The organism is Dysosmobacter welbionis (genome assembly GCF_005121165.3).
Taxonomy (GTDB): Bacteria; Bacillota; Clostridia; order Oscillospirales; family Oscillospiraceae; genus Oscillibacter; species Oscillibacter welbionis.
In genome coordinates, this window is record NZ_CP034413.3 from 127,307 (window position 1) to 144,764 (window position 17,458).

17 protein-coding genes and 1 riboswitch are annotated in these 17,458 nt (G+C 63.7%); of the genes, 6 read left to right on the forward strand and 11 right to left on the reverse strand.

The annotated features are described in order from the left end of the window. Positions 1-27: 27 nt before the first annotated feature. The gene (locus EIO64_RS00705) at positions 28-279 is read left to right on the forward strand and encodes a hypothetical protein (protein WP_136890658.1); all 252 of its coding nucleotides are present in this window, start codon (positions 28-30) and stop codon (positions 277-279) included. On the opposite strand, the gene hflX is transcribed toward EIO64_RS00705, so the two are convergent. From hflX to EIO64_RS00740, 7 genes are all read right to left on the reverse strand, one after another. Then, the gene (gene hflX / locus EIO64_RS00710) at positions 221-1,492 is read right to left on the reverse strand and encodes a GTPase HflX (protein ID WP_136890659.1); all 1,272 of its coding nucleotides are present in this window, start codon (positions 1,490-1,492) and stop codon (positions 221-223) included. The two genes, EIO64_RS00705 and hflX, sit on opposite strands and share 59 nt — an antisense overlap. A 9-nt stretch (positions 1,493-1,501) precedes the next feature. Continuing rightward, positions 1,502-2,014, reverse strand: coding sequence for a flavin reductase family protein (locus EIO64_RS00715; RefSeq protein ID WP_021748736.1), 513 nt, complete (start codon positions 2,012-2,014; stop codon positions 1,502-1,504). 112 nt (positions 2,015-2,126) lie between these two features. Next, a complete protein-coding gene (gene rpmE / locus EIO64_RS00720; RefSeq protein WP_021748737.1) occupies positions 2,127-2,330 on the reverse strand; it encodes a 50S ribosomal protein L31 in 204 nt (67 codons plus the stop codon). A gap of 126 nt (positions 2,331-2,456) precedes the next feature. Beyond that, positions 2,457-3,524, reverse strand: coding sequence for a TRAP transporter substrate-binding protein (locus tag EIO64_RS00725; protein WP_136890660.1), 1,068 nt, complete (start codon positions 3,522-3,524; stop codon positions 2,457-2,459). Position 3,525: 1 nt separating this feature from the next. Continuing rightward, positions 3,526-3,942: an SRPBCC family protein gene (locus tag EIO64_RS00730; RefSeq protein ID WP_119311051.1), complete on the reverse strand. Its 417-nt coding sequence runs from the start codon at positions 3,940-3,942 to the stop codon at positions 3,526-3,528. 12 nt (positions 3,943-3,954) lie between these two features. Next, entirely contained in the window at positions 3,955-7,515 is a 3,561-nt protein-coding gene (addA, locus tag EIO64_RS00735; protein ID WP_136890661.1) for a helicase-exonuclease AddAB subunit AddA, read from the reverse strand. A 1-nt stretch (position 7,516) separates the two neighbouring features. Beyond that, on the reverse strand, positions 7,517-10,843 hold the full coding sequence (locus EIO64_RS00740; RefSeq protein WP_136890662.1) for a PD-(D/E)XK nuclease family protein: 3,327 nt from the start codon (positions 10,841-10,843) through the stop codon (positions 7,517-7,519). A 98-nt stretch (positions 10,844-10,941) separates the two neighbouring features. On the opposite strand from EIO64_RS00740, the gene EIO64_RS00745 reads away from it, so the two are divergent. Beyond that, positions 10,942-11,559: a DUF1643 domain-containing protein gene (locus tag EIO64_RS00745; RefSeq protein WP_136890663.1), complete on the forward strand. Its 618-nt coding sequence runs from the start codon at positions 10,942-10,944 to the stop codon at positions 11,557-11,559. Between the two features lie 60 nt (positions 11,560-11,619). Here the strand turns inward: EIO64_RS00745 and EIO64_RS00750 are convergent, their stop codons facing one another. From EIO64_RS00750 to EIO64_RS00765, 4 genes are all read right to left on the reverse strand, one after another. Beyond that, positions 11,620-12,462, reverse strand: a complete 843-nt coding sequence (locus tag EIO64_RS00750) for a magnesium transporter CorA family protein (protein WP_021748743.1) — start codon at positions 12,460-12,462, stop codon at positions 11,620-11,622. A gap of 24 nt (positions 12,463-12,486) precedes the next feature. Next, positions 12,487-13,038, reverse strand: coding sequence for a hypothetical protein (locus EIO64_RS00755; RefSeq protein ID WP_021748744.1), 552 nt, complete (start codon positions 13,036-13,038; stop codon positions 12,487-12,489). Beyond that, a complete protein-coding gene (locus tag EIO64_RS00760; protein ID WP_136890664.1) occupies positions 13,035-13,598 on the reverse strand; it encodes a helix-turn-helix domain-containing protein in 564 nt (187 codons plus the stop codon). Before EIO64_RS00760 ends, EIO64_RS00755 begins: the two co-directional genes overlap by 4 nt. 199 nt (positions 13,599-13,797) lie before the next feature. Beyond that, positions 13,798-14,361 (reverse strand): SLOG family protein, encoded by a 564-nt coding sequence (locus tag EIO64_RS00765; protein WP_249390752.1) that lies wholly within the window; start codon positions 14,359-14,361, stop codon positions 13,798-13,800. A 105-nt stretch (positions 14,362-14,466) separates the two neighbouring features. Then, positions 14,467-14,595, forward strand: a riboswitch (FMN riboswitch). Between the two features lie 104 nt (positions 14,596-14,699). Between EIO64_RS00765 and EIO64_RS00770 the strand changes: the two genes are divergently transcribed. The 4 genes from EIO64_RS00770 to EIO64_RS00780 all read left to right on the forward strand — a co-directional run bounded on the left by EIO64_RS00770 (position 14,700) and on the right by EIO64_RS00780 (position 17,370). Continuing rightward, positions 14,700-15,404 carry an ECF transporter S component gene (locus EIO64_RS00770; RefSeq protein ID WP_051320038.1) on the forward strand — a complete coding sequence of 235 codons (705 nt, stop codon included), beginning with the start codon at positions 14,700-14,702 and terminating at the stop codon, positions 15,402-15,404. Between the two features lie 168 nt (positions 15,405-15,572). Further along, positions 15,573-16,172, forward strand: a complete 600-nt coding sequence (locus tag EIO64_RS18935) for a DNA polymerase Y family protein (RefSeq protein WP_346730061.1) — start codon at positions 15,573-15,575, stop codon at positions 16,170-16,172. Beyond that, a complete protein-coding gene (locus EIO64_RS18940) occupies positions 16,130-16,786 on the forward strand; it encodes a DinB/UmuC family translesion DNA polymerase (RefSeq protein WP_346730062.1) in 657 nt (218 codons plus the stop codon). The genes EIO64_RS18935 and EIO64_RS18940 overlap by 43 nt, the downstream gene beginning before the upstream one ends. Further along, complete coding sequence (locus EIO64_RS00780; RefSeq protein ID WP_136890666.1) at positions 16,783-17,370, forward strand: 5-formyltetrahydrofolate cyclo-ligase; 588 nt, start codon at positions 16,783-16,785, stop codon at positions 17,368-17,370. Before EIO64_RS18940 ends, EIO64_RS00780 begins: the two co-directional genes overlap by 4 nt. Positions 17,371-17,458: the final 88 nt, after the last annotated feature.

Genomic DNA, 17,458 nt, shown 5'->3' on the forward strand with positions numbered 1-17,458 from the left:
GAGGTGATTTTTAGGATGACAGATTTTATGAAATGGCTCTATCCCCGGTATATCCGCCCTTATGTGGAGGCGGCGCCCCAGGAAGAATATGAGATGTGGCTGTCCCTGATGGAGAGCGACTTGGAATATCAATTCCGGGAGGAATTCGACAAGACCCTGGAATTCACCGCCATCCACGCCTTCCTGCTGGGCCTGCGCACCGGGGCGGGCCTGGGGGCGCTCATTCCACAAGGAACGGCGCCATCTGCCCCAGGACCTTCGGCGTGCACACCGCCGTGACCGCGATGGTCTCCCCGTACTCCACGTTCTCCACCTTGGCCTCCCGGTACAGCTGGTCCAGCAGGCCGCCCTTGTCGTAGGGGATGTGCAGCACACAGCGGCGGCTGCCGCTGTCCAGGCGTTCCCCGATCATCTCCAACAGCTTGTCCACACCCTCGCCGGTCTTGGCGGAGAGGGAGCAGATGTCCGCCCCGTGGGGCATGATCTCTCCGGCGGGCAGCCGGTCGGACTTGTTGAACACGTCGATCCGGGGCAGCTCTCCGGCCCCCAGCTCCCGGATCAGGTTCTCCACCACCGCCGCCTGCTGCTGCCACTCCGGGTTGGACACGTCGATGACGTGGAGCAGCAGATCTGCGTACTCCAACTCCTCCAGCGTGGCCTTGAATGCCTCCACCAGCTGGTGGGGCAGCTTGCGGATGAACCCCACCGTGTCGGAGATCACCACGTCCAGCGTGTCGCTGACCGTGAGAAGGCGGCTGGTGGTGTCCAGCGTGTCGAACAGCCGGTTGTTGGCGGGGATGCCCGCCCCGGTCAGGTGGTTCAGCAGCGTGGACTTGCCCGCGTTGGTATAGCCCACAATGGCCACCACCGGGATTTCGTTCTTCTGCCGCCGCTGCCGCTGGGTGGAGCGCACCCGGCGGACCTCCTCCAGGTCCTCCCGGAGCTTGTCGATCTTCCGGCGGATGTGGCGGCGGTCCGTCTCCAGCTGGGTTTCGCCGGGGCCCTTGGAGCCGATGGGCCCCTTGCCGCTGGTGCCCGCCTGTCGCTCCAGATGGGTCCACATGCCGGTCAGCCGGGGCAGCAGATACTGGTACTGGGCCAGCTCCACCTGGAGCCGCCCTTCCTTGGTCTTGGCCCGCTGGGCGAAGATGTCCAGGATCAATCCGCACCGGTCCAGCACCTGAACGCCCAGCAGCTCCGTCAGCACCCGCATCTGGGAGGGGGACAGATCGTTGTCGAAGATCACCATGGTGGCGCCGGTGTTCTCGCAGTAGAGCTGCACCTCCGCCACCTTGCCCTCCCCGATGAAGGTCCGGGGGTCCGGGGACGGCCGGTTCTGCAGCACAATCCCCACGGTCTCGCCTCCGGCGGTCTCCACCAGGGCGGAGAGCTCCTCCATGGTGTCCTCGTCGGCGTTTTCCTCTTTTTTCAGCACCGGGGAGTTCAACCCCACCAGCACCACTTTGTCTCGTACTTCCTGTGTCTCTGCCATGCAAACTCCTTATTTTTGATAGGCCTCCACGACTTGGCCCACATAGATCCGGTGCCAGCCGCCCTGCCCCGGCGTGTAGAAGGGCAGGATCTCCCCCTCCCCCAGCACGCAGGCAGGGTCCATGTCCTGGGCGTACAGCTTCCGGCACACCAGGACCCACTCCGCCTCGTCAAAGAAGGGCGCGTCCCCGGCCCCCCAGCGGACCGTCAGGCCGCACGCTTTCACCTTGTCCACGTCCCGGCCGCTCTTGCTGCCGCAGAGGGCGGTCACTTTTTTTGCCTCCTCCGGCAGGATGGAGACGGTGAAATAATCGTGGGACTCCATAAATTGATAGGTATATCGCTCGGGCCGCACGTAGACTGTGCAGACCGGCAGGTTCCACAGCCGGCCCAACTGGCACCAGCCGATGGTCATGGTGTTCAGGCCGGTCTTGTCTCCGGCAGTCAGCAGCGGGGGCTGCCGTCCGAAAACATGCAGGATCTCCGGCGTCAAACGCTCCAACTCCACAGGATGCAGCTTCATGCAAACGCTCCTTCCGCTTCATTGATACCATACAGTATATGCGCTTTTGCCGGAAAAGTAAATGAAAAAAGGGCCTGCCCAACCGGCAGACCCTTTTTGTGACGTGTCAGACTTACTTGTCCAGACCGAACTTCTTGTTGAACTTGGCCACGCGTCCGCCGGTATCCACCAGCTTCTGCTTGCCCGTGAAGAAGGGGTGACACTTCGAGCAGACTTCCACCTTGATATCCTTCTTGGTAGAACCTGTCTCAATCACATTACCGCAGGCGCAAGTAATCGTAGTCTGCTGATAATTGGGATGGATTCCTTCCTTCATTGCTCTCGTTCACCTCTTTCTGATCCAGACTACCTCGCCGGAGCTTTCACCCCATAAAGGCGTTTATCAGTGTATCACACGGACGTCAAGATTGCAAGACCTTTTTTCATTTTTCCGGAGATTTTTTCAGGAGGGGCGAAACTGCTCCACCCACTCCGGCGTACAGTCCGCAAACCAGTCCTGGTGATCCGGGTCCTCCGGGTCGTAGAGCCGGTCCGTCAGGGCCTGGAAGGCGCTCCACTGCTCCTCGGTCAAAACATGGACGGAGATGCCGTCCTCTTCCTGCCACCGCTCCAGGATCTCCGCCTCCTGCTCCCGGTTCCGGAGCCGCTGGTCCGCCATGGCCTCCCGGCCGCAGCGGTCCACCGCCTCCCGCAGGTCCGGGGAGAGGGAGTCGTACAGATCACTGTTCATGGTGAGGATGGCGGGCTCATAAAATGCCGGGAAGATGGTCACGTCCGTCTGGACCGTCTGGTAGCCCGCCGCGTCCGCCTCCGCCAGGGTGCTCTCCTGGCCGTCATAGTATCCCGCAGACAAAGGCGTCATCACATCTAAAAAACTGGAGGGGTAGAGTTCCGCTCCCCAGCAATCCACATACGCCACGGACACTTCCAGCATTCCCGCCGTGCGGATCTTGAGCCCTTCCAGATCTTCCGGGGCAGTCACCGCACGGCCTTCAGAAGTCGTCGGATACCGGAAGCCCAGCTCCCCGTATGCCAAGCCCCGGAGCCCCAGCTCCGCCAGGACACCGTTCAGTGCCTCTCCGCCGGTGCTGTCCAGGACCTCCGCCGCCGTTTCGGCGTCCGGGAACAGAAAGGGCATGGTCACGGAGAAAAACGGTCTGCCCAACTCTTCTTCGTCGCCGTAGGAGCCATATACGAAACTGCTGTCCAGATAGAGGTCCACGATCCCGGCCGCAGCCTGCTCCAGGGAGGTAACCCTATCGAGGGGCATCGGCTGAACCTCCACCGCCACGGCGCCTTCCGTGGCGTCGGACAGTGCCTCGGCAAAAGATTCCGCCGCGTCCCAGCAGGTGGAGCCCTCCGGCTGGCCCACCACCAGGGTCCAGGTTGTCTCAACATTCTTCGGAACCGGCGGCTCCTCTGAAACCTCCTCCGGCACTCCGCCGGTGCAGCCGGTGAGGGCCAGGACCGCCAGACCGGCAGCGGTCAGCTTGGTAAGACGGCGCTTCATTTCAGGTCCCTCCTTCTTGTTCCAGCGCCCGCCCCAGGTCCGCCAGATACCGAGCCTGCTGGCGGCGGAGGTAGCCCTTGGCAAAGAAGCGCATCCAGGGCTTTTTTACGGTGATGGTCTCGGTGAAGGTGACCTGGGTGCCGCCGCCCTCCGGCCGGAATTCCCCGGCCCACCGGCCCGCCAGATTGGCATTGTCCAGGTCAAAGGCCCAGCGGGACAGGGGGCGGCGTTCCGTGACGGTGAAGCGGGTGGGAAAGCCGCTTCTGTCGTACTCCGTAAAGGCGTCCTCACCGACGTGGTCCAGACGGCTCAGATCGCTGCGCCACTGCCAGCAGTCCAGATCCGTCACCACCGCCCACACCCGCTCCGGCGGATACGGCACCAGGGCCGTGGCTATACTGACGATTTCCCTTCCCATTGGCCTTCCTCCTCAAATCTCCATGGTCTCGCCTGCAGCCAGGAAATACAGGGCCCGGCGGACCACCTTCTTTTCCAGCACCCGCTCCAGGGCCCGGCTGTATGCCTCCAGCTGGGGGCGGTAGTGCTCCGCCCGCTGCCGGACCTCCAATGCCGAGAACACACGGTCCGTTTTGAAGTCCACCACGGTCAGGCCGTCTGCCGTCTCGAAGCAACAGTCCACCACGCCCTGGAGGAGGATTTCCTCCCCCGCCGCCGCGGCGGGATCGTAGTCCCGGGCATCCATCAGCAGGGTGAAGCGATACTCCCGCAGGACGCTTCGGCTTTTGCGGATCTCCTCCGCCAGGGGGGAGCGGAGAAACCGCTCCAAAGGCGCGGTCTCCACGGCCGCGGCCTGCTGGTCCGTCAGCAGGCTCCGCTGCCGCAGCGCCTCGATCTGGCCCGCCACGTCAACGTTTGAGAAGTCCAGGTATTGCAGCACCAGGTGGGTGGCAGTGCCCCGCTCTGCCGGGGTCAGGCCCTGCCGCTCCCGCCGGAAATTCGGCTGGCTCAGGGGCCGGAGGTACGGGGTATGGGCGGCATACTCCGCGATCTCCTGGTCCGCAGGGCGGCCCTTCAGCTGGGTGGCCGTCACCTTGGCGGGCAGGGCCGTCTCCCGCTGGTAGGGGTAGATGAAAGACAGCAGCTCCGGGTCAAAGAGGGCGGTCTCCCCTGTCTCCTCCGCCGTCGCCTGGGGCCGAGCGGGCCGTTCCCGGTAGTCCTCACTGTCATGTAAAAACACTTGCCAGGATCTGTCCTCTCCAATATATAGCTGGTCAATCTCTGTCTCCGCCATAGCCCGCAGGGGTGCGGCCTCCGGCCGGCACAGCAGGGGCAGCAGGACCCAGTCCCCCAGGGTGCGGCCCTCTGCCACCGTCTCCGGCAGCACGGGACAAGCAGCCACAGCGGCCAGCTTCTGGAGCCGCCCGGTGGCGTTGTACAGGGCGTCCACCAGGATCAGCTTCTCCTTGGGCCGGGTCATGGCCACGTAGAGGATGCGCTGCTCCTCCGCTAGGTTCTCCCGCCGCAGCTTTTCCTGAATGGCCAGCCGGGCCAGGGTGGGATACTGGATTTTCCGCTCCAGGTCGATGCGCTTGGGCCCCAGGCCCATGTCCGGGTGCACCAGCACCGGCGTGTCGAAGTCCTGCCGGGAGAACGCGTGGTCCAGATCTGCCAGGATGACGATGGGGAACTCCAGGCCCTTGGACTTGTGGATGCTCATGAGCCGCACGCCGGCAGCCTCCGCCGGGCCCCGGGTGGCGGGAGCCTGGTCCTGCTCCAGCAGCCGCCGCAGCTGAGTGACGAAGGCGAAGAGGCCCCGGTATCCATTGCTCTCAAACTTCTCCGCGTGCTGGCTCAGGGCGATGAGATTCTCCCGCCGGGCCGCACCATCATCCATGGCGCCGAAGACCCCCAGCACATTCAGTCGGTTGTAGATGTGCCAGACCAGGCGGTGGACACTCATGTCCCGGCCCGCCTGCCGCAGATCCGAGAGGATTGCCAGGAAGTCTTTGCAGTCCTCTCCCCCATCGGCAGTCACAGCGTCGTAGTAGTCCCCGGTGGGGGCGGCGGAGCGAACCTCCGCCAGCCGGTCCGCCGTGAAGCCGAACAGGGGTGACCGGAGGACGGAGATCAGAGGCACGTCCTGCCGGGGGTTGTCCACGATCTCCAGCAGGGACAGCATGACGGAGATCTCCATGGTGTGGAAGAAGTCCCCGCTCTCCTGGAAAGAACAGGGGATGTCCCGCTCCGCCAGGGCGGCGGCGAAGGCGGCAGACCGGCTGCCGGGGGAACGCATCAGGATCACGATATCCTCCGGCCGGCAGGGGCGCAGGGTGCCGTCGCTCTCCGTGACGGGATAGCCCTCATCCAGCAGCTTCCGGATGCGCGCCGCCACGAACCGGGCCTCGGCGGTGACCTTCTTTACCGGCTTGTCATTCTCCCCCGCCTTCTGGTGGGCAGAGATGAGATGGAACTCTGTCTGGCAATCCATCCGCTCCGGGTAATACGCCGCCCCGAAGTGGAGGGCCTCGTCCTCGCCGTAGTCCATCTCCCCCATCTCCACAGACAAAATGTTGGAGAAGATGAAGTTGGTGCTCTCCAAAATCTCCCGCCGGGAGCGGAAGTTGCGGGACAGCAGGATCTTCCGCTCCTCTCCGTCAGCCGCCTCCTGCCAGGACTTGAACCGGTTGTATTTTCCCAGGAAAATGGTGGGGTCCGCCAGGCGGAAGCGGTAGATGCTCTGCTTCACGTCCCCCACAGTGAAGATGTTCTGCCCGTTTTTGGACACCGCCCGGAAGATGGCGTTTTGGATCTCGTTGGTGTCCTGGTACTCGTCCACCAGGATCTCCCGGTATCGGGCCGCCACCTGCTCCCCCAGCTCTGTGGGGGCACCGCCGGAACCCACCAGCAGGCCCAGGGCCAAGTGCTCCTGGTCGGAGAAGTCGGCAGCGTTCAGCCGCAGCTTCTCCTGCCGGTACCGCTCCGCAAAGTCCTCCGTCAGCTCCAGCAGGGCCACCATGGCCGGGGCCACGGCAGTCAGGTCCTCCATAGCCTCCTCCTCAGAGACAGACAACAGGCCCGCCAGCTTCTTCTCCTCCGCCTTGCACCGCTCCCACACCTGTTTCAGCGCGGCAATGCCCGGCTCGTCCTTCCGTCCTTTGGGGGTGGAAAGCCGGGGGAAGGCGACGGCCGCTTCCGTCTGCCGGGCCGCCTCCCAGGTCTGGACCTGGGCCAGGGCGTCAAAGGCCACAGACACCTGGAGAAACTTCTCCCCGTACCCCCGGTACAGCGCCTCGTCCCCCTCGGTCCGGGCGGAGGCGGACCGGAGCAGGGCCCCCCAATGGGCCCCCTTCCGGCGGATGGCGGCCAGCAGCTCGGCGGCGTAGGGGGTGTCATCAAAGCCGCCCTCCCAGCCGCCCCAGACGGTCCGGTTCTCCGCCAGCCACCCGGCCGGGTCCGCGTGGCTCTGGACCTTGTCGTACAGCTCCAGCACCAGGGCGGCCAGACGGCTGTCGTCCCGTCCGGCCCCCAGCGTGTCCGCCAGCAGGCCACGGCCCTCGTCCAGCTGGTCATAGAAGTCCTCCAGCGTCCGGGAGAGCACCCGCTGGCGGATCAGCTGGGCCTCGTTATCGTCCAGCACCCGGAAGTCTGGGGTCAGGGCCCGGCTGTCCCCCTCCCGGGCCAGGAGGTGGGTGTTCTCCCGCAGCAGCGACGTGCAGAAGGCGTCCACGGTCTTGATGTCCGCCTGATACACCCGCAGCAGCTGCCGCCGGAGCTGCTGGTCCCCCGGCGTCTGGCCCAGCCGCTTGGACAGCTCGGAGGCGATCTTGCTCCGCAGCTCCGCCGCGGCGGCCTTGGTGTAGGTGATGATGAGGAAATCATCGATATTGCAGCGTTCCTCCGTCACATAGCGGAAAAGCCGGTCCACCAGTACCTTTGTCTTGCCGGAGCCGGCGGCGGCGGACACCAGCAGGCTGCCGCCCCGGTTTTCCACCACCGCCTGCTGCTGGGGGGTCAGGGTCAATTTTGCCATGTTACTGTCCGCCTCCTCTCTCTGTCTCCTCTTCCACCTGGCGCCAGAACTCCTCCGGCTTTACCGGCAGGATGTAGTGCAGGTGGTCGCCGTCCCGCCCATCCTGGAAGTGGCAGGCGTCGGCCCAGTCGCAGTATTTGCAGAAGCTGTTGTCCTCATTGTGGCAGCAGGGGTCCGCGTCGATGTTGCCGTCCCGGACCTCCCGGGCGATCTGGTGGAGCAGCCGCTCCACATACTGCCCCAGCCGCCCAAGCTGATCGGCGGAGGCCAGGGCGCCGGACACGTCCCCCTCCCGGTTTACCCGCACCGGTAGGAACCGGGGACTTTGCAGAGCCTCGTGCTCCATGGCCTGGAGCACCTCCGGTTCAGAGAGCAGCAGGCCCGTTCGGCGCAGCTCCTTCTCCCGCTGGCTCTGGAGCTGCTCCGGCGTGATATTTCGCTCGGCGGAGAGAATCTCATCCCGGGCAGGGAGATACAACACCCCGGCGGGCTCAATGTCCATGCCAAACCGCTGCTTGCCCTCCTTTTTCAGGGCGAACAGGTACAGCAGCATCTGGATATCCAGGCCCATCCGGACGGCGGCCAGGTCAAAGGCTTTCTTGCCGGACTTGTAGTCCACTACCCGGAGATACAGTCTGTTGTCCTTCACCCAGCCGTCCACCCGGTCCACCTTGCCGCCGATTCGCAGCTCCGCGTCCGGCTCGCTGACCGTCACCGCCGGCAGTTCTCCGCGCTCGCCGAAGGACAGCTCGAAGGCCAGGGGCACGAAGTCGGAGCAGCGCATCTCCTCGGCGATCTGGTCCACCACCGCGTAAGCGGTGTTCCGCAGCCGGGCGAAGAGGTACCGGAACCGGGCGTTCCGGCCCTCCAGATTTTGGAGCACCTCCGCCGCATACTGCTCAATATAGCGCCGCACCAAGGCGTGGAGGTCCTCCTCTCCCACTGCGGCAAAGCCGCCCCGGTCCAGCACGTCCTTTGTGACGTGCTCCAGCAGGTAGTGGAGGAAGGTTCCGATCTGGGGGGCGTCAAAGGCCGCCGCCCGGCGGGCCTTGGCCTTCAGGCCGTACTCCATAAAGTAGGCGAAGTGGCAGCTCCGCAGCCGCTCCACCCGGGAGGCGGACATGGAGATCCGCTCCCCGTACAGCGATTGTACCGCGCTCCTGGAGAGGCTCCCCCGCTTCAGCGCAGCCGCCCGCTCCATGGCCGCCATGGGGGGCGCCAGGACCTCGTCATCTGCGAAATACCGCCACAGGATCCCCCCTGGGGCGGTCCCTGCGGTCTCCAAGGCAGGGATCCTTGCTGTAAGGCGATAAGCCTTATCAGTCCCTTCGTGCTCGATACGCAGCTCCGGAAACAGCGTTAGCAGGCGGTCCACTACAAAGGCAGGCCGCAGCTCTGCACCGGACACGTCCGCCGTGGGATAGCTGACCACCAGTCCCTCCCGGGGCTGAACCAGAGCGGCGTAGAGGTTCTGGAGCTCAATGCCCATCTGTTCCATGCCGCTGGGCGCCAGGCGGATACCCCGCTGGGCCAATTCCTCCCGGTCATCGTCGTTGAGAATGCCGCCGCTCTGTCCCACAGCGGGCAGCACATGGTCATTGGCCCCCAGCAGAAACAGGTAGGCATCCGTGTGACGGTCATTTCGGGTGATTTCCGTGACGGACACCTGGTCCAGAGACACGGGGATAGTGCCCACGCTGTACTGGGAGGCCACCTGCCGCAGCAGGCGGCTGAATTCATCGGTCCCCATAGGCTCGTCCCCCAGGATCTCCACGAACTGGTCCAGGATGGCGCAGAGGATCTCCCACAGCTGGGCGGTCTCCTCCGCGTCCTGGAGGCGCCCTGCCTCCGCCTGGGCCCGCATCTGTTCCTCCAGCGCGTTCTGGAGATTCAGATGCTCCAGGAAACTATAAAGGGAATTTACTTTCTCCCCAGCTGTAACGCCGGCTTTCAGCCCTTCATACAGCTCCGCAAGAGGTGCGCGTACCCGGCGGCGCAGCTCGTTCACCCGGTCCAGGCGGGCCTGGCGGCGCTTATCCCAAGGTGCGCCATAACCGTCCGGATTGTCGGTCCAGTCCACATCCCGGAGCCACATCTTCCCGTGGATCTCCCAGGTGAGAACGTAGTTTTCCAGCTCATCGCACTCCTCCGGCATCAGGCCCGCCAGGCCGGTCTTCAGCCAACGGAACATGTCCTCGTACTCCAAGCCGTTTTCCAGAGCGGAGAGGACGCCGGTGATAAGGCTCCACACGGGCTTTTCCAACATACTGCTCCGGCGGCTCAGATAGGCGGGGATGCTGTACCGCTCGAATACCGTCTCAATGGTGCCCTCGTAGTCGGTCATGTTCCGGGCGGCCACGGTGATATCCCGGTAGCGGCACTTCCCCGCCGCTACCAGGCGGCGGATGTCCGCTGCCGTCTGCTCCACCTCGGAAAAAGCGGTGTCCGCCTCCCGGACCCGGATGGCGGAGCTGTCTCCTTGGTAGGGCTCCCCCTCTCCGAAGAAGTGATGCTCCAAATATCCCAGGGCGGAGTCGTCGGCGCTGGTGAGCGTCCGGACCTCCCATGGGCAGCCCGCCTGGTCCGCCAGCCGCGTCAGCTGGTCCCGGGTGCGGAGAGAGACCTGAAACATCTCCTCCGCGCTGTCCGGCTCCCCCAGCAGCGTGACAGTGACAGACCGAGCCTGCCGCAGGATGCTCTCCAGCACCTGCCGCTCCTGGGCGTTGAAGTACGTGAAGCCGTCCACAAACACGTCCTTGCCGAAAGCGTAGCGGGAGGACTCCAGCGCCTCGCAGAGCTTGGTCATCCGGTCCCGGGCATCAAGGCCGGGGCGGTACAGCCGGGACTCATAGGCGCCGTACAGCAGGCTCAGGTCCAGCAGCTTGTCCCGGGTGGCGCCCTGGATTTCCCGTGCCTGGCTCTCCAGCAGCTCTGGGGACACGTCGTAGCAGCGCAGCTCGTCGAAGAGGTCCAGCAGCTGCTGTAAAAACGACGCCTTCTGAGAGGGACGGCGATACACCTTCAGCAAGGGGGCCACCTCTCCCAGGGCCTTCTGCAGGGTCAACAGCTTGCCGCCGGCATCCAATGTCACCTGAGCGGCGCCGCCGGTGATGGTCAGCACCCGGTCGCACAGGCGGCGGAAGCTGAGGACCTCCGCATGGCGGCTGGCAGTGTCTCCGCAGGCACGGCACAGATCCACCTCCGCCTGGTGGGAGGCGTGCTCCGGCACCAGCAGGATCTGCCGGCTGGAATCCCCCAGTTCTCCGATCCGGCGGAGCACCTGTTCCGATTTTCCCGTTTTGGCCCGGCCCATCAGGATCGTCAGCATGGCGGGACCTCCTTTGCGCAATTTCAAAATTCATTGTAGCATATCCCGCCGATTCGTGCTATCCTGTTTCTTGAAGATTTTCCGAGGAGGACTGACCCATGCACATTCCCCAAGGCCCCACAGCCGCCCTGGCGCTGGAGCTCTTCGACGACGCCCTGGCCGCTGCCCTCCGGCCGTCGCCGGACTATGATGTGAGCCGGTGGCTGTACGTCCCCAACCACTATTCGGAATACCGGTACATCCTGGGCACCCGGGGCCGGAAGCCCCTGATCTGCATGGGTATCAACCCCTCCACCGCCGCGCCGGACGCTCTGGACCCCACCCTCCAGTCCGCCCAGCGGATCGCGCTTTCCAACGGGTACGACAGCTTTTTGATGTTCAACGTCTACGCCCAGCGGGCCACCCGGCCCGACGATATGGAGCGGTCCTGCAACCCGGTGCTCCATGCGGAGAACCGAAGGGCCTTCTGGTATCTCCTCTCTCTGTCCCCGGCCCCCGCCCTGTGGGCCGCCTGGGGGAACATCATCGAGAAGCGAGGGTATCTGATGGATTGTATGCGGGACTTTGCCGCCGACGCCAGCGCCGCCGGGGCCGGGTGGTTCACCGCCGGCCCCCTGCTGAAATCCGGCCACCCCCACCACCCCCTGTATCTCAAGGGGGACACGAAGCTGCTGGCCTTCGACATCGACAGATATCTGCGGGACCGGGCAACCTGAACCGCTGCGAGGCACAAAGCAGGCCGCCCCCCAATGGGGACGGCCTGCTGTTTTTCTGTGTCACAGCCACTTTTTCTTCTTGAAGTAGATCACCAGCGCCGCCACGATCCCCACGCTCACCAGAATCACCGCCGGGTATCCGTACTTCCAGTGGAGCTCCGGCATCCCCACAAAGTTCATCCCATACCAGCCTACCAGCAGGGTCAGGGGCAGGAACACCGCCGTCACCACGGTGAAGATCTTCATCAGGTCGTTCTGCTGGATGGACAGCTGGGACTGATAGGCCTCCCGCAGTTGGGCCACGGACTCCCGCAGGGACTGGACCGCGTTCAGATACCGCTCCATCCGATTGCCCAAGTTTGCAAAACGGCGGGTGTTCTGCTTGCCCAGCAGGCTGTTGTCGTTCTCCGCCAGCTCGTCAAAGATGGAATCCAGCTGCTCGTAGTACCGCTTCAGCCGCAGCAGCTCCTGCCGCCAAGCGATGATCCGGTCCAGATACGCCTCATGGGCACCGGTGAGCACCTCTGTCTCCCCATCGCTGATGTCCGCCTCCAGCCGGTCCAGATGGGCCATATCCCCCCTCAGCAGCCGGACGAAGAAGCGGTGGAGCACCTGCTCGTTGGACAGTGCCTCTTCCTCCGGCACCAGCAGGGCCGCCTGGGCGGCGTCCTCCGCTGCGTCGTCCTCACAGAAGACGAACAGGTCCTCCCGGTCCAGATACAGCAGCATCTGGGATGCTGCCGTCCGCTCGCTGCGCACGTCGTACCAGTCAAAGGCGATCAGATCGAAGTCCTCAAAGCCCTCAAACGCTTCGATCTGCCCCTCGTGGATGTAGTCCAGCACCTTGGCGTCCATATAGGGCTCCATCTCCCGGATGCGGGACATGGGCAGTACCTTTCGCATGGCGGTCTCTCTCCTCTCGGTCTCTCACAGGTTTTCCAGGCCGGCGTCCTTGGGCGGCAGGCCGTCATAGAGCCCGGCGCACTTCCACAGTGCCGCGAGAAACCAGATGATGCCCACCAGCAGGGCAATCAGGGCCATCAGTGCCAAAGCGTCCAGCAGCAGGCCGCCCAGCGTTCCGGCAATCTGTGCCGCCAACAGGACAAACCAGGCGGTCCGTGCCGAAGTGCCGTTCAGATCTGTCCCATAATGGGTCTCCATCTCCAAAATGGCCTGGATCACGCTCCAGGAAATATACAGGGCGACCGCCAGAGCAGCCAGCTCCAGGAGCGTACTCAGCCAGTTTGCGCCGGTCACGCCCAGCAAGTCTCCCACCCACAGGATACCTGTGTATATGGCCACAGCCACAGCAAAGGGGCGGAGTTTCCCGAATCGACCGCTCTCTCCCAACAATTCCCCTGCTGCCCGATAGAGTAAGATATAACCCGCAAAGGTCGGCAGCAGATTCAGTGTATGTCCGTTGATTGTCACATAAAAATTGATAAAGATCAAGAAGAACCCCCAAAAGATTCCCTTCACTGCATTTCCTCCTCCCGCTTCTTTTGTACATGCCTTTTTCCGAAATACAGCACCAGCACCCCCGCCGCGATCTTCACGGCGGCGTACAGGGCCGGGAACAGCAGCACACCTGCCGGGAACACGTCAAGCAGATTCACTCCGCCCATCTCCGCCATATCCCAGCCGATCAGACCCGTGAATCCGCCCAGCATCCCCCGGTACGCCAGATAAAACAGCGCCAGCTGCACCAGATCCAATACGCCCCAGGCGATCAGCACCCATCCCAGCAGGTACCACTTCCGCTTGCTAAAGGCCAAAAAACGCTCCACCCAGTCCTTCCGTTCCTGGGGCGGCGGCTGCTTCTCCTCCGGCTTCGTCTGCTCCAGCTGGAGGCGGAGCAGATAGTCTGTTGTCACACCGAAAATATCCGCCAGGGCCACCACTTTGTCCGTCTCCGGCATGGTCTCGTCCCGTTCCCAGCGGCTGACGGCCTGCCGGCTCACCTGCAGGCGCTCGGCCAGCGCGTCCTGGCTCATGCCGGCTCTCTGCCGGAGGGATTGCAGCTTCTCTCCGAATGTCATAGGCATTCTCCCTTCTCTTGGATGCCTTCAGCTTATCAGGCCGCCCGGTTGCATACCAGCAACCAAGCATGGAAGTTCCGCAATCTCAGATTGCCTTCCTCTCCAACATACCACAACAGGGCTCCCCGCGCAACGGCTCCGGCCCATATTGCAAGAAAAAACCAAGGCACCGGACGTCTCCGCATCCAAGCGCCCCGGCCTATCGGGCGGGCTCCAGCACAATGGGCAGGTCCACGATCTCCAGCCCCCGGCGCATGGCGTACTCCACCGTGTACCGGGTTCCGCCGGGAGACCCGTCAAAGGCGGCGATCAGCAGCGCGGCGTGGTCCACCATATACCGGTCCCGCCGCTGCATACAGGCGGGGGTGTAGCAGGCGGACACCAGGGTCTCAAAGTCACAGGCAGCCACCAGCCGCTCATACCGCCGCCGCTGGTCCGGCGGCCAGGCATCCGCCTGGGAGGGACATGGGACGGCCGCCTCCACCGTCACGTCCGGGTGCGTCTGGCGCAGGCGGAGGACGCACTCGCAGAAATACAGGTCACAGCCCAGGGCCATGCCGCAGAGAAAGTGACGGAATCCCTCCTGATAGGCCGCCTCCACCGCGTCTGCGATGCGGGCCTTGAGCGACACGCAGCGCAGGTCCTCCTCGTTATACCGCCATGGCAGCTTACCGGGCCGGTGCCCGGTAAAGCAGCAGGCCGCCTGCCGCCCCCGCATGGTCTCCGCCTCCCTCCTTCTGGTCTTTGATTCAGTATAGAACATCCGTTCTTGTTTGTAAAGACCCACGGGAAATTTGCCGTTTTTTCATTTAGGGACTTGCAATTTCTTCCGCGCTGTCATATACTATGGCCAGAAAGCAACTGAATACTTTGTCTTCAGGGCGGGGTGAAATTCCCCACTGGCGGTACAGTCCGCGACCGCCTGCGCGTATGCACAGGCGCTGACTCGGTGAAACTCCGGGACCAACAGTTACAGTCTGGATGGAAGAAGATGAGTGCGGCGTGGCCGCGCGTTTGTTCGCGCTCCTGCGTTGCGTGGATCACCTTGGAGAAGCCAAAGCGTCCAGGGTGTTTTCAAGCAACGAAAAGGAGTGTATTTTTATGTCCGAACCCAATGCCAACGCCATCAAGAACCCCTCCCGGCCCGCAACAAACGTCCGAACCATCACCTCCCTGGCCATGCTGGCGGCCATCGCCTATGTGGTGATGCTCCTCAGCAAGATGCTGCCACAGGTGTCCGGCTTCCTGCAGATGGACCTGAAGGACACGGTCATCTGCATCGGCGCCTTCCTCTTCGGACCTCTGTCCGCCGCCGTCATCTCCATCGTGGTGGCCGTGGTGGAGATGTTCACCGTCAGCGACACCGGCCCCATCGGCTGCATCATGAATGTGCTGGCTACCTGCGCCTTCTGCTGCACCGCCGCCTTCGTCTACAAGAAGTTCCACACCCGCAAGGGCGCCGTCATCGGTCTGGCCCTGGGCACTGTTTGCCTCACCGTGGTGATGCTGCTGTGGAACTATCTCATCACGCCCATCTACATGGGAATGGATCGCGAGGAAATCGTGGTCCCCATGCTGATCCCGGTGTTCCTGCCCTTCAACCTGGTGAAGGGCGGCCTGAACATGGCGCTGATCCTGCTGCTCTACAAGCCGGTGGTCACCGCCCTGCGGAAGGCCCGGCTGGTACCGGAGTCCCATGCGCCTGTCGAGGGCAAGGGCAAGCTGAGCGCCGGGTTCCTCCTGTTCTCCCTGGCCCTGCTGGCAACCTTTGTGGTGCTGGCCCTGGTGCTGATGGGGATTCTGTAAATCTGAACACCACAGGCGCGGGGGCGGATACCGTCCCCGCGCCTTTTACTGCGGCCCATATCCGTCCCTCCGCCTCCCTGCGCCGGTATGTCAAAACCTTCCCATCCCTTCTCCCTTTTCAGGAACGAACAGATGTGCTATAATAGAAGTGAGAAAGGAGGCGGGGCCATGGACCGCATCATCCTGCACTGCGATCTGAACAGCTTTTACGCCTCCGTGGAGCTGCGGAGCCGACCAGACCTGCAGAACGTGCCCGTGGCGGTCTGCGGAGATCCCACCTCCCGCCACGGCATCATCCTGGCCAAGAATGAACCGGCGAAAAAATTCGGCGTCCAGACGGCGGAAACCATCTGGCAGGCCAAGAAAAAGTGCCCGGAGCTGGTGCTGCTGCCACCCCACCACAAACTGTACCGGCAGGTCTCCAAAGAGGTCAACACCATCTACGAGCAGTACACGGACCTGGTGGAGCCCTTCGGCATCGATGAGAGCTGGCTGGACGTCACCCATACCCTCCACCTCTTCGGCGGTGATGCCAAGGCCCTGGCAGACCATCTGCGGCAACGGATGAAGCAGGAGATGGGACTGACCCTCTCAGTGGGGGTCTCCTTCAACAAGGTGTTTGCCAAGCTGGGCAGCGACTACCGGAAACCCGACGCCACCACTGTCGTCTCCCGGGAGAACTGGCAGAGGCTGGTCTGGCCTCTGCCGGTGGGGCGCTGCTGTACGTGGGGGGCGCCGCCCGGAAGATTTTGGCCCAGTTCGGCGTGAAGACCATCGGAGAGTTGGCGGCCTGCAAGCGGGATGCCCTGGAGACCCTGATGGGCAAAATGGGCGTCCAGCTCCACGACTATGCCAACGGGCTGGACACCGATCCAGTCCGCTCCCGGTACGAGCCGGAGATGGTGAAGTCCGTTGGCAACGGCACTACCTTCCCGAAAAACCTCACCACCGCAGAGCAGGTGCGGGGCGGCGTCGCCGTGCTGGCGGACTCCGTGGCCACCCGACTGCGGCACAGCGGGCTGTATGCCGGCGGCGTCCAGGTGACGGTGCGGGATCCCCAGTTCCATGACCGCTCCCGTCAGATGCAGCTCTCCGCCCCCACCCACCTGATCCGGGAGCTGACGGCGGCGGCCATGGACCTGACCGGCCAGCTGTGGAAACCCCCGGCTCCCGTGCGGGCCCTGACTGTTACCGCCATCCATCTGGTTCGGTCGGAGGACGCCTATGAACAGGTAGACCTGTTCACAGCTGGGGCGGCGCCCAAAAAAGAAAAACAGGAAAAGCTGGAGGCGGCTATGGACCGCCTCCGTGGAAAGTTCGGGACCGACGTCATCTCCTACGGCGCGGCCCGTCCAGAGAAAGAGGAGGATCCCCTGCCATGACAATAGACGAGGAAAAACAGCAGCTCCGGGCTACGATCCGGCGCCTCAGCGCCCAGCTCCCCTTCCGGTACCGGGAAGCAGCGGACCGGGCCATCGCCCGCCATCTCCTGGCTCTTCCAGAGTATCGCAGTGCCGGAGCGGTGTTCTGCTTCGTCTCCGCCGGGCGGGAGATCGACACCCGTCCCATCCTGGAGCAGACTCTGGCAGACGGCAAGATGCTGTGCGTCCCTCTGTGTGTGGCGGATGGCATCATGGAGCTGCGGGCCATCCGCGACCTGAAGGAGCTCTTCCCCGGCGCCTACGGCATTCTGGAGCCTCCGGCAGACAGCCCTGCCCTCTCCCCGGACCAGATCGACCTGGCGGTGATCCCCTGTGTCACCTGCAGCCGGGAGGGCCGCCGTCTGGGGCGGGGCGGCGGCTATTACGACCGCTTCCTGGCCCACTACCGGGGCGCGGCGGTTCTGCTGTGCCGGGAGCGGCTGCTGCGCCAGGAGATCCCCTTCGGCGTCCACGACTATCCCATCCCCTGGGTGCTGACAGAAGCCGGACTTTTTGAGGACGGCACGCCATCCCGGCTGGAATGACTGGGAAAAGGTCCGCCTCCCACAAAATCGTCAAAATATTCCCACTATCTCTACAACATTTTGTGGGGGTATTACCTCTTGTTCCCTT

Bases quoted from the DNA above. Each gene is read 5' to 3' on its own strand.
- EIO64_RS00730 (WP_119311051.1), bottom strand. From the start codon at position 3,942: ATGGGAAGGGAAATCGTCAGTATAGCCACGGCCCTGGTGCCGTATCCG.
- EIO64_RS00740 (WP_136890662.1), bottom strand. From the start codon at position 10,843: ATGCTGACGATCCTGATGGGCCGGGCCAAAACGGGAAAATCGGAACAG.
- EIO64_RS00715 (WP_021748736.1), bottom strand. From the start codon at position 2,014: ATGAAGCTGCATCCTGTGGAGTTGGAGCGTTTGACGCCGGAGATCCTG.
- EIO64_RS00765 (WP_249390752.1), bottom strand. From the start codon at position 14,361: ATGTTCTATACTGAATCAAAGACCAGAAGGAGGGAGGCGGAGACCATG.
- EIO64_RS00750 (WP_021748743.1), bottom strand. From the start codon at position 12,462: ATGCGAAAGGTACTGCCCATGTCCCGCATCCGGGAGATGGAGCCCTAT.
- hflX (WP_136890659.1), bottom strand. From the start codon at position 1,492: ATGGCAGAGACACAGGAAGTACGAGACAAAGTGGTGCTGGTGGGGTTG.
- EIO64_RS00770 (WP_051320038.1), top strand. From the start codon at position 14,700: ATGTCCGAACCCAATGCCAACGCCATCAAGAACCCCTCCCGGCCCGCA.
- rpmE (WP_021748737.1), bottom strand. From the start codon at position 2,330: ATGAAGGAAGGAATCCATCCCAATTATCAGCAGACTACGATTACTTGC.
- EIO64_RS00725 (WP_136890660.1), bottom strand. From the start codon at position 3,524: ATGAAGCGCCGTCTTACCAAGCTGACCGCTGCCGGTCTGGCGGTCCTG.
- EIO64_RS18935 (WP_346730061.1), top strand. From the start codon at position 15,573: ATGGACCGCATCATCCTGCACTGCGATCTGAACAGCTTTTACGCCTCC.
- addA (WP_136890661.1), bottom strand. From the start codon at position 7,515: ATGGCAAAATTGACCCTGACCCCCCAGCAGCAGGCGGTGGTGGAAAAC.
- EIO64_RS00780 (WP_136890666.1), top strand. From the start codon at position 16,783: ATGACAATAGACGAGGAAAAACAGCAGCTCCGGGCTACGATCCGGCGC.
- EIO64_RS00745 (WP_136890663.1), top strand. From the start codon at position 10,942: ATGCACATTCCCCAAGGCCCCACAGCCGCCCTGGCGCTGGAGCTCTTC.
- EIO64_RS00705 (WP_136890658.1), top strand. From the start codon at position 28: ATGAAATGGCTCTATCCCCGGTATATCCGCCCTTATGTGGAGGCGGCG.
- EIO64_RS00760 (WP_136890664.1), bottom strand. From the start codon at position 13,598: ATGACATTCGGAGAGAAGCTGCAATCCCTCCGGCAGAGAGCCGGCATG.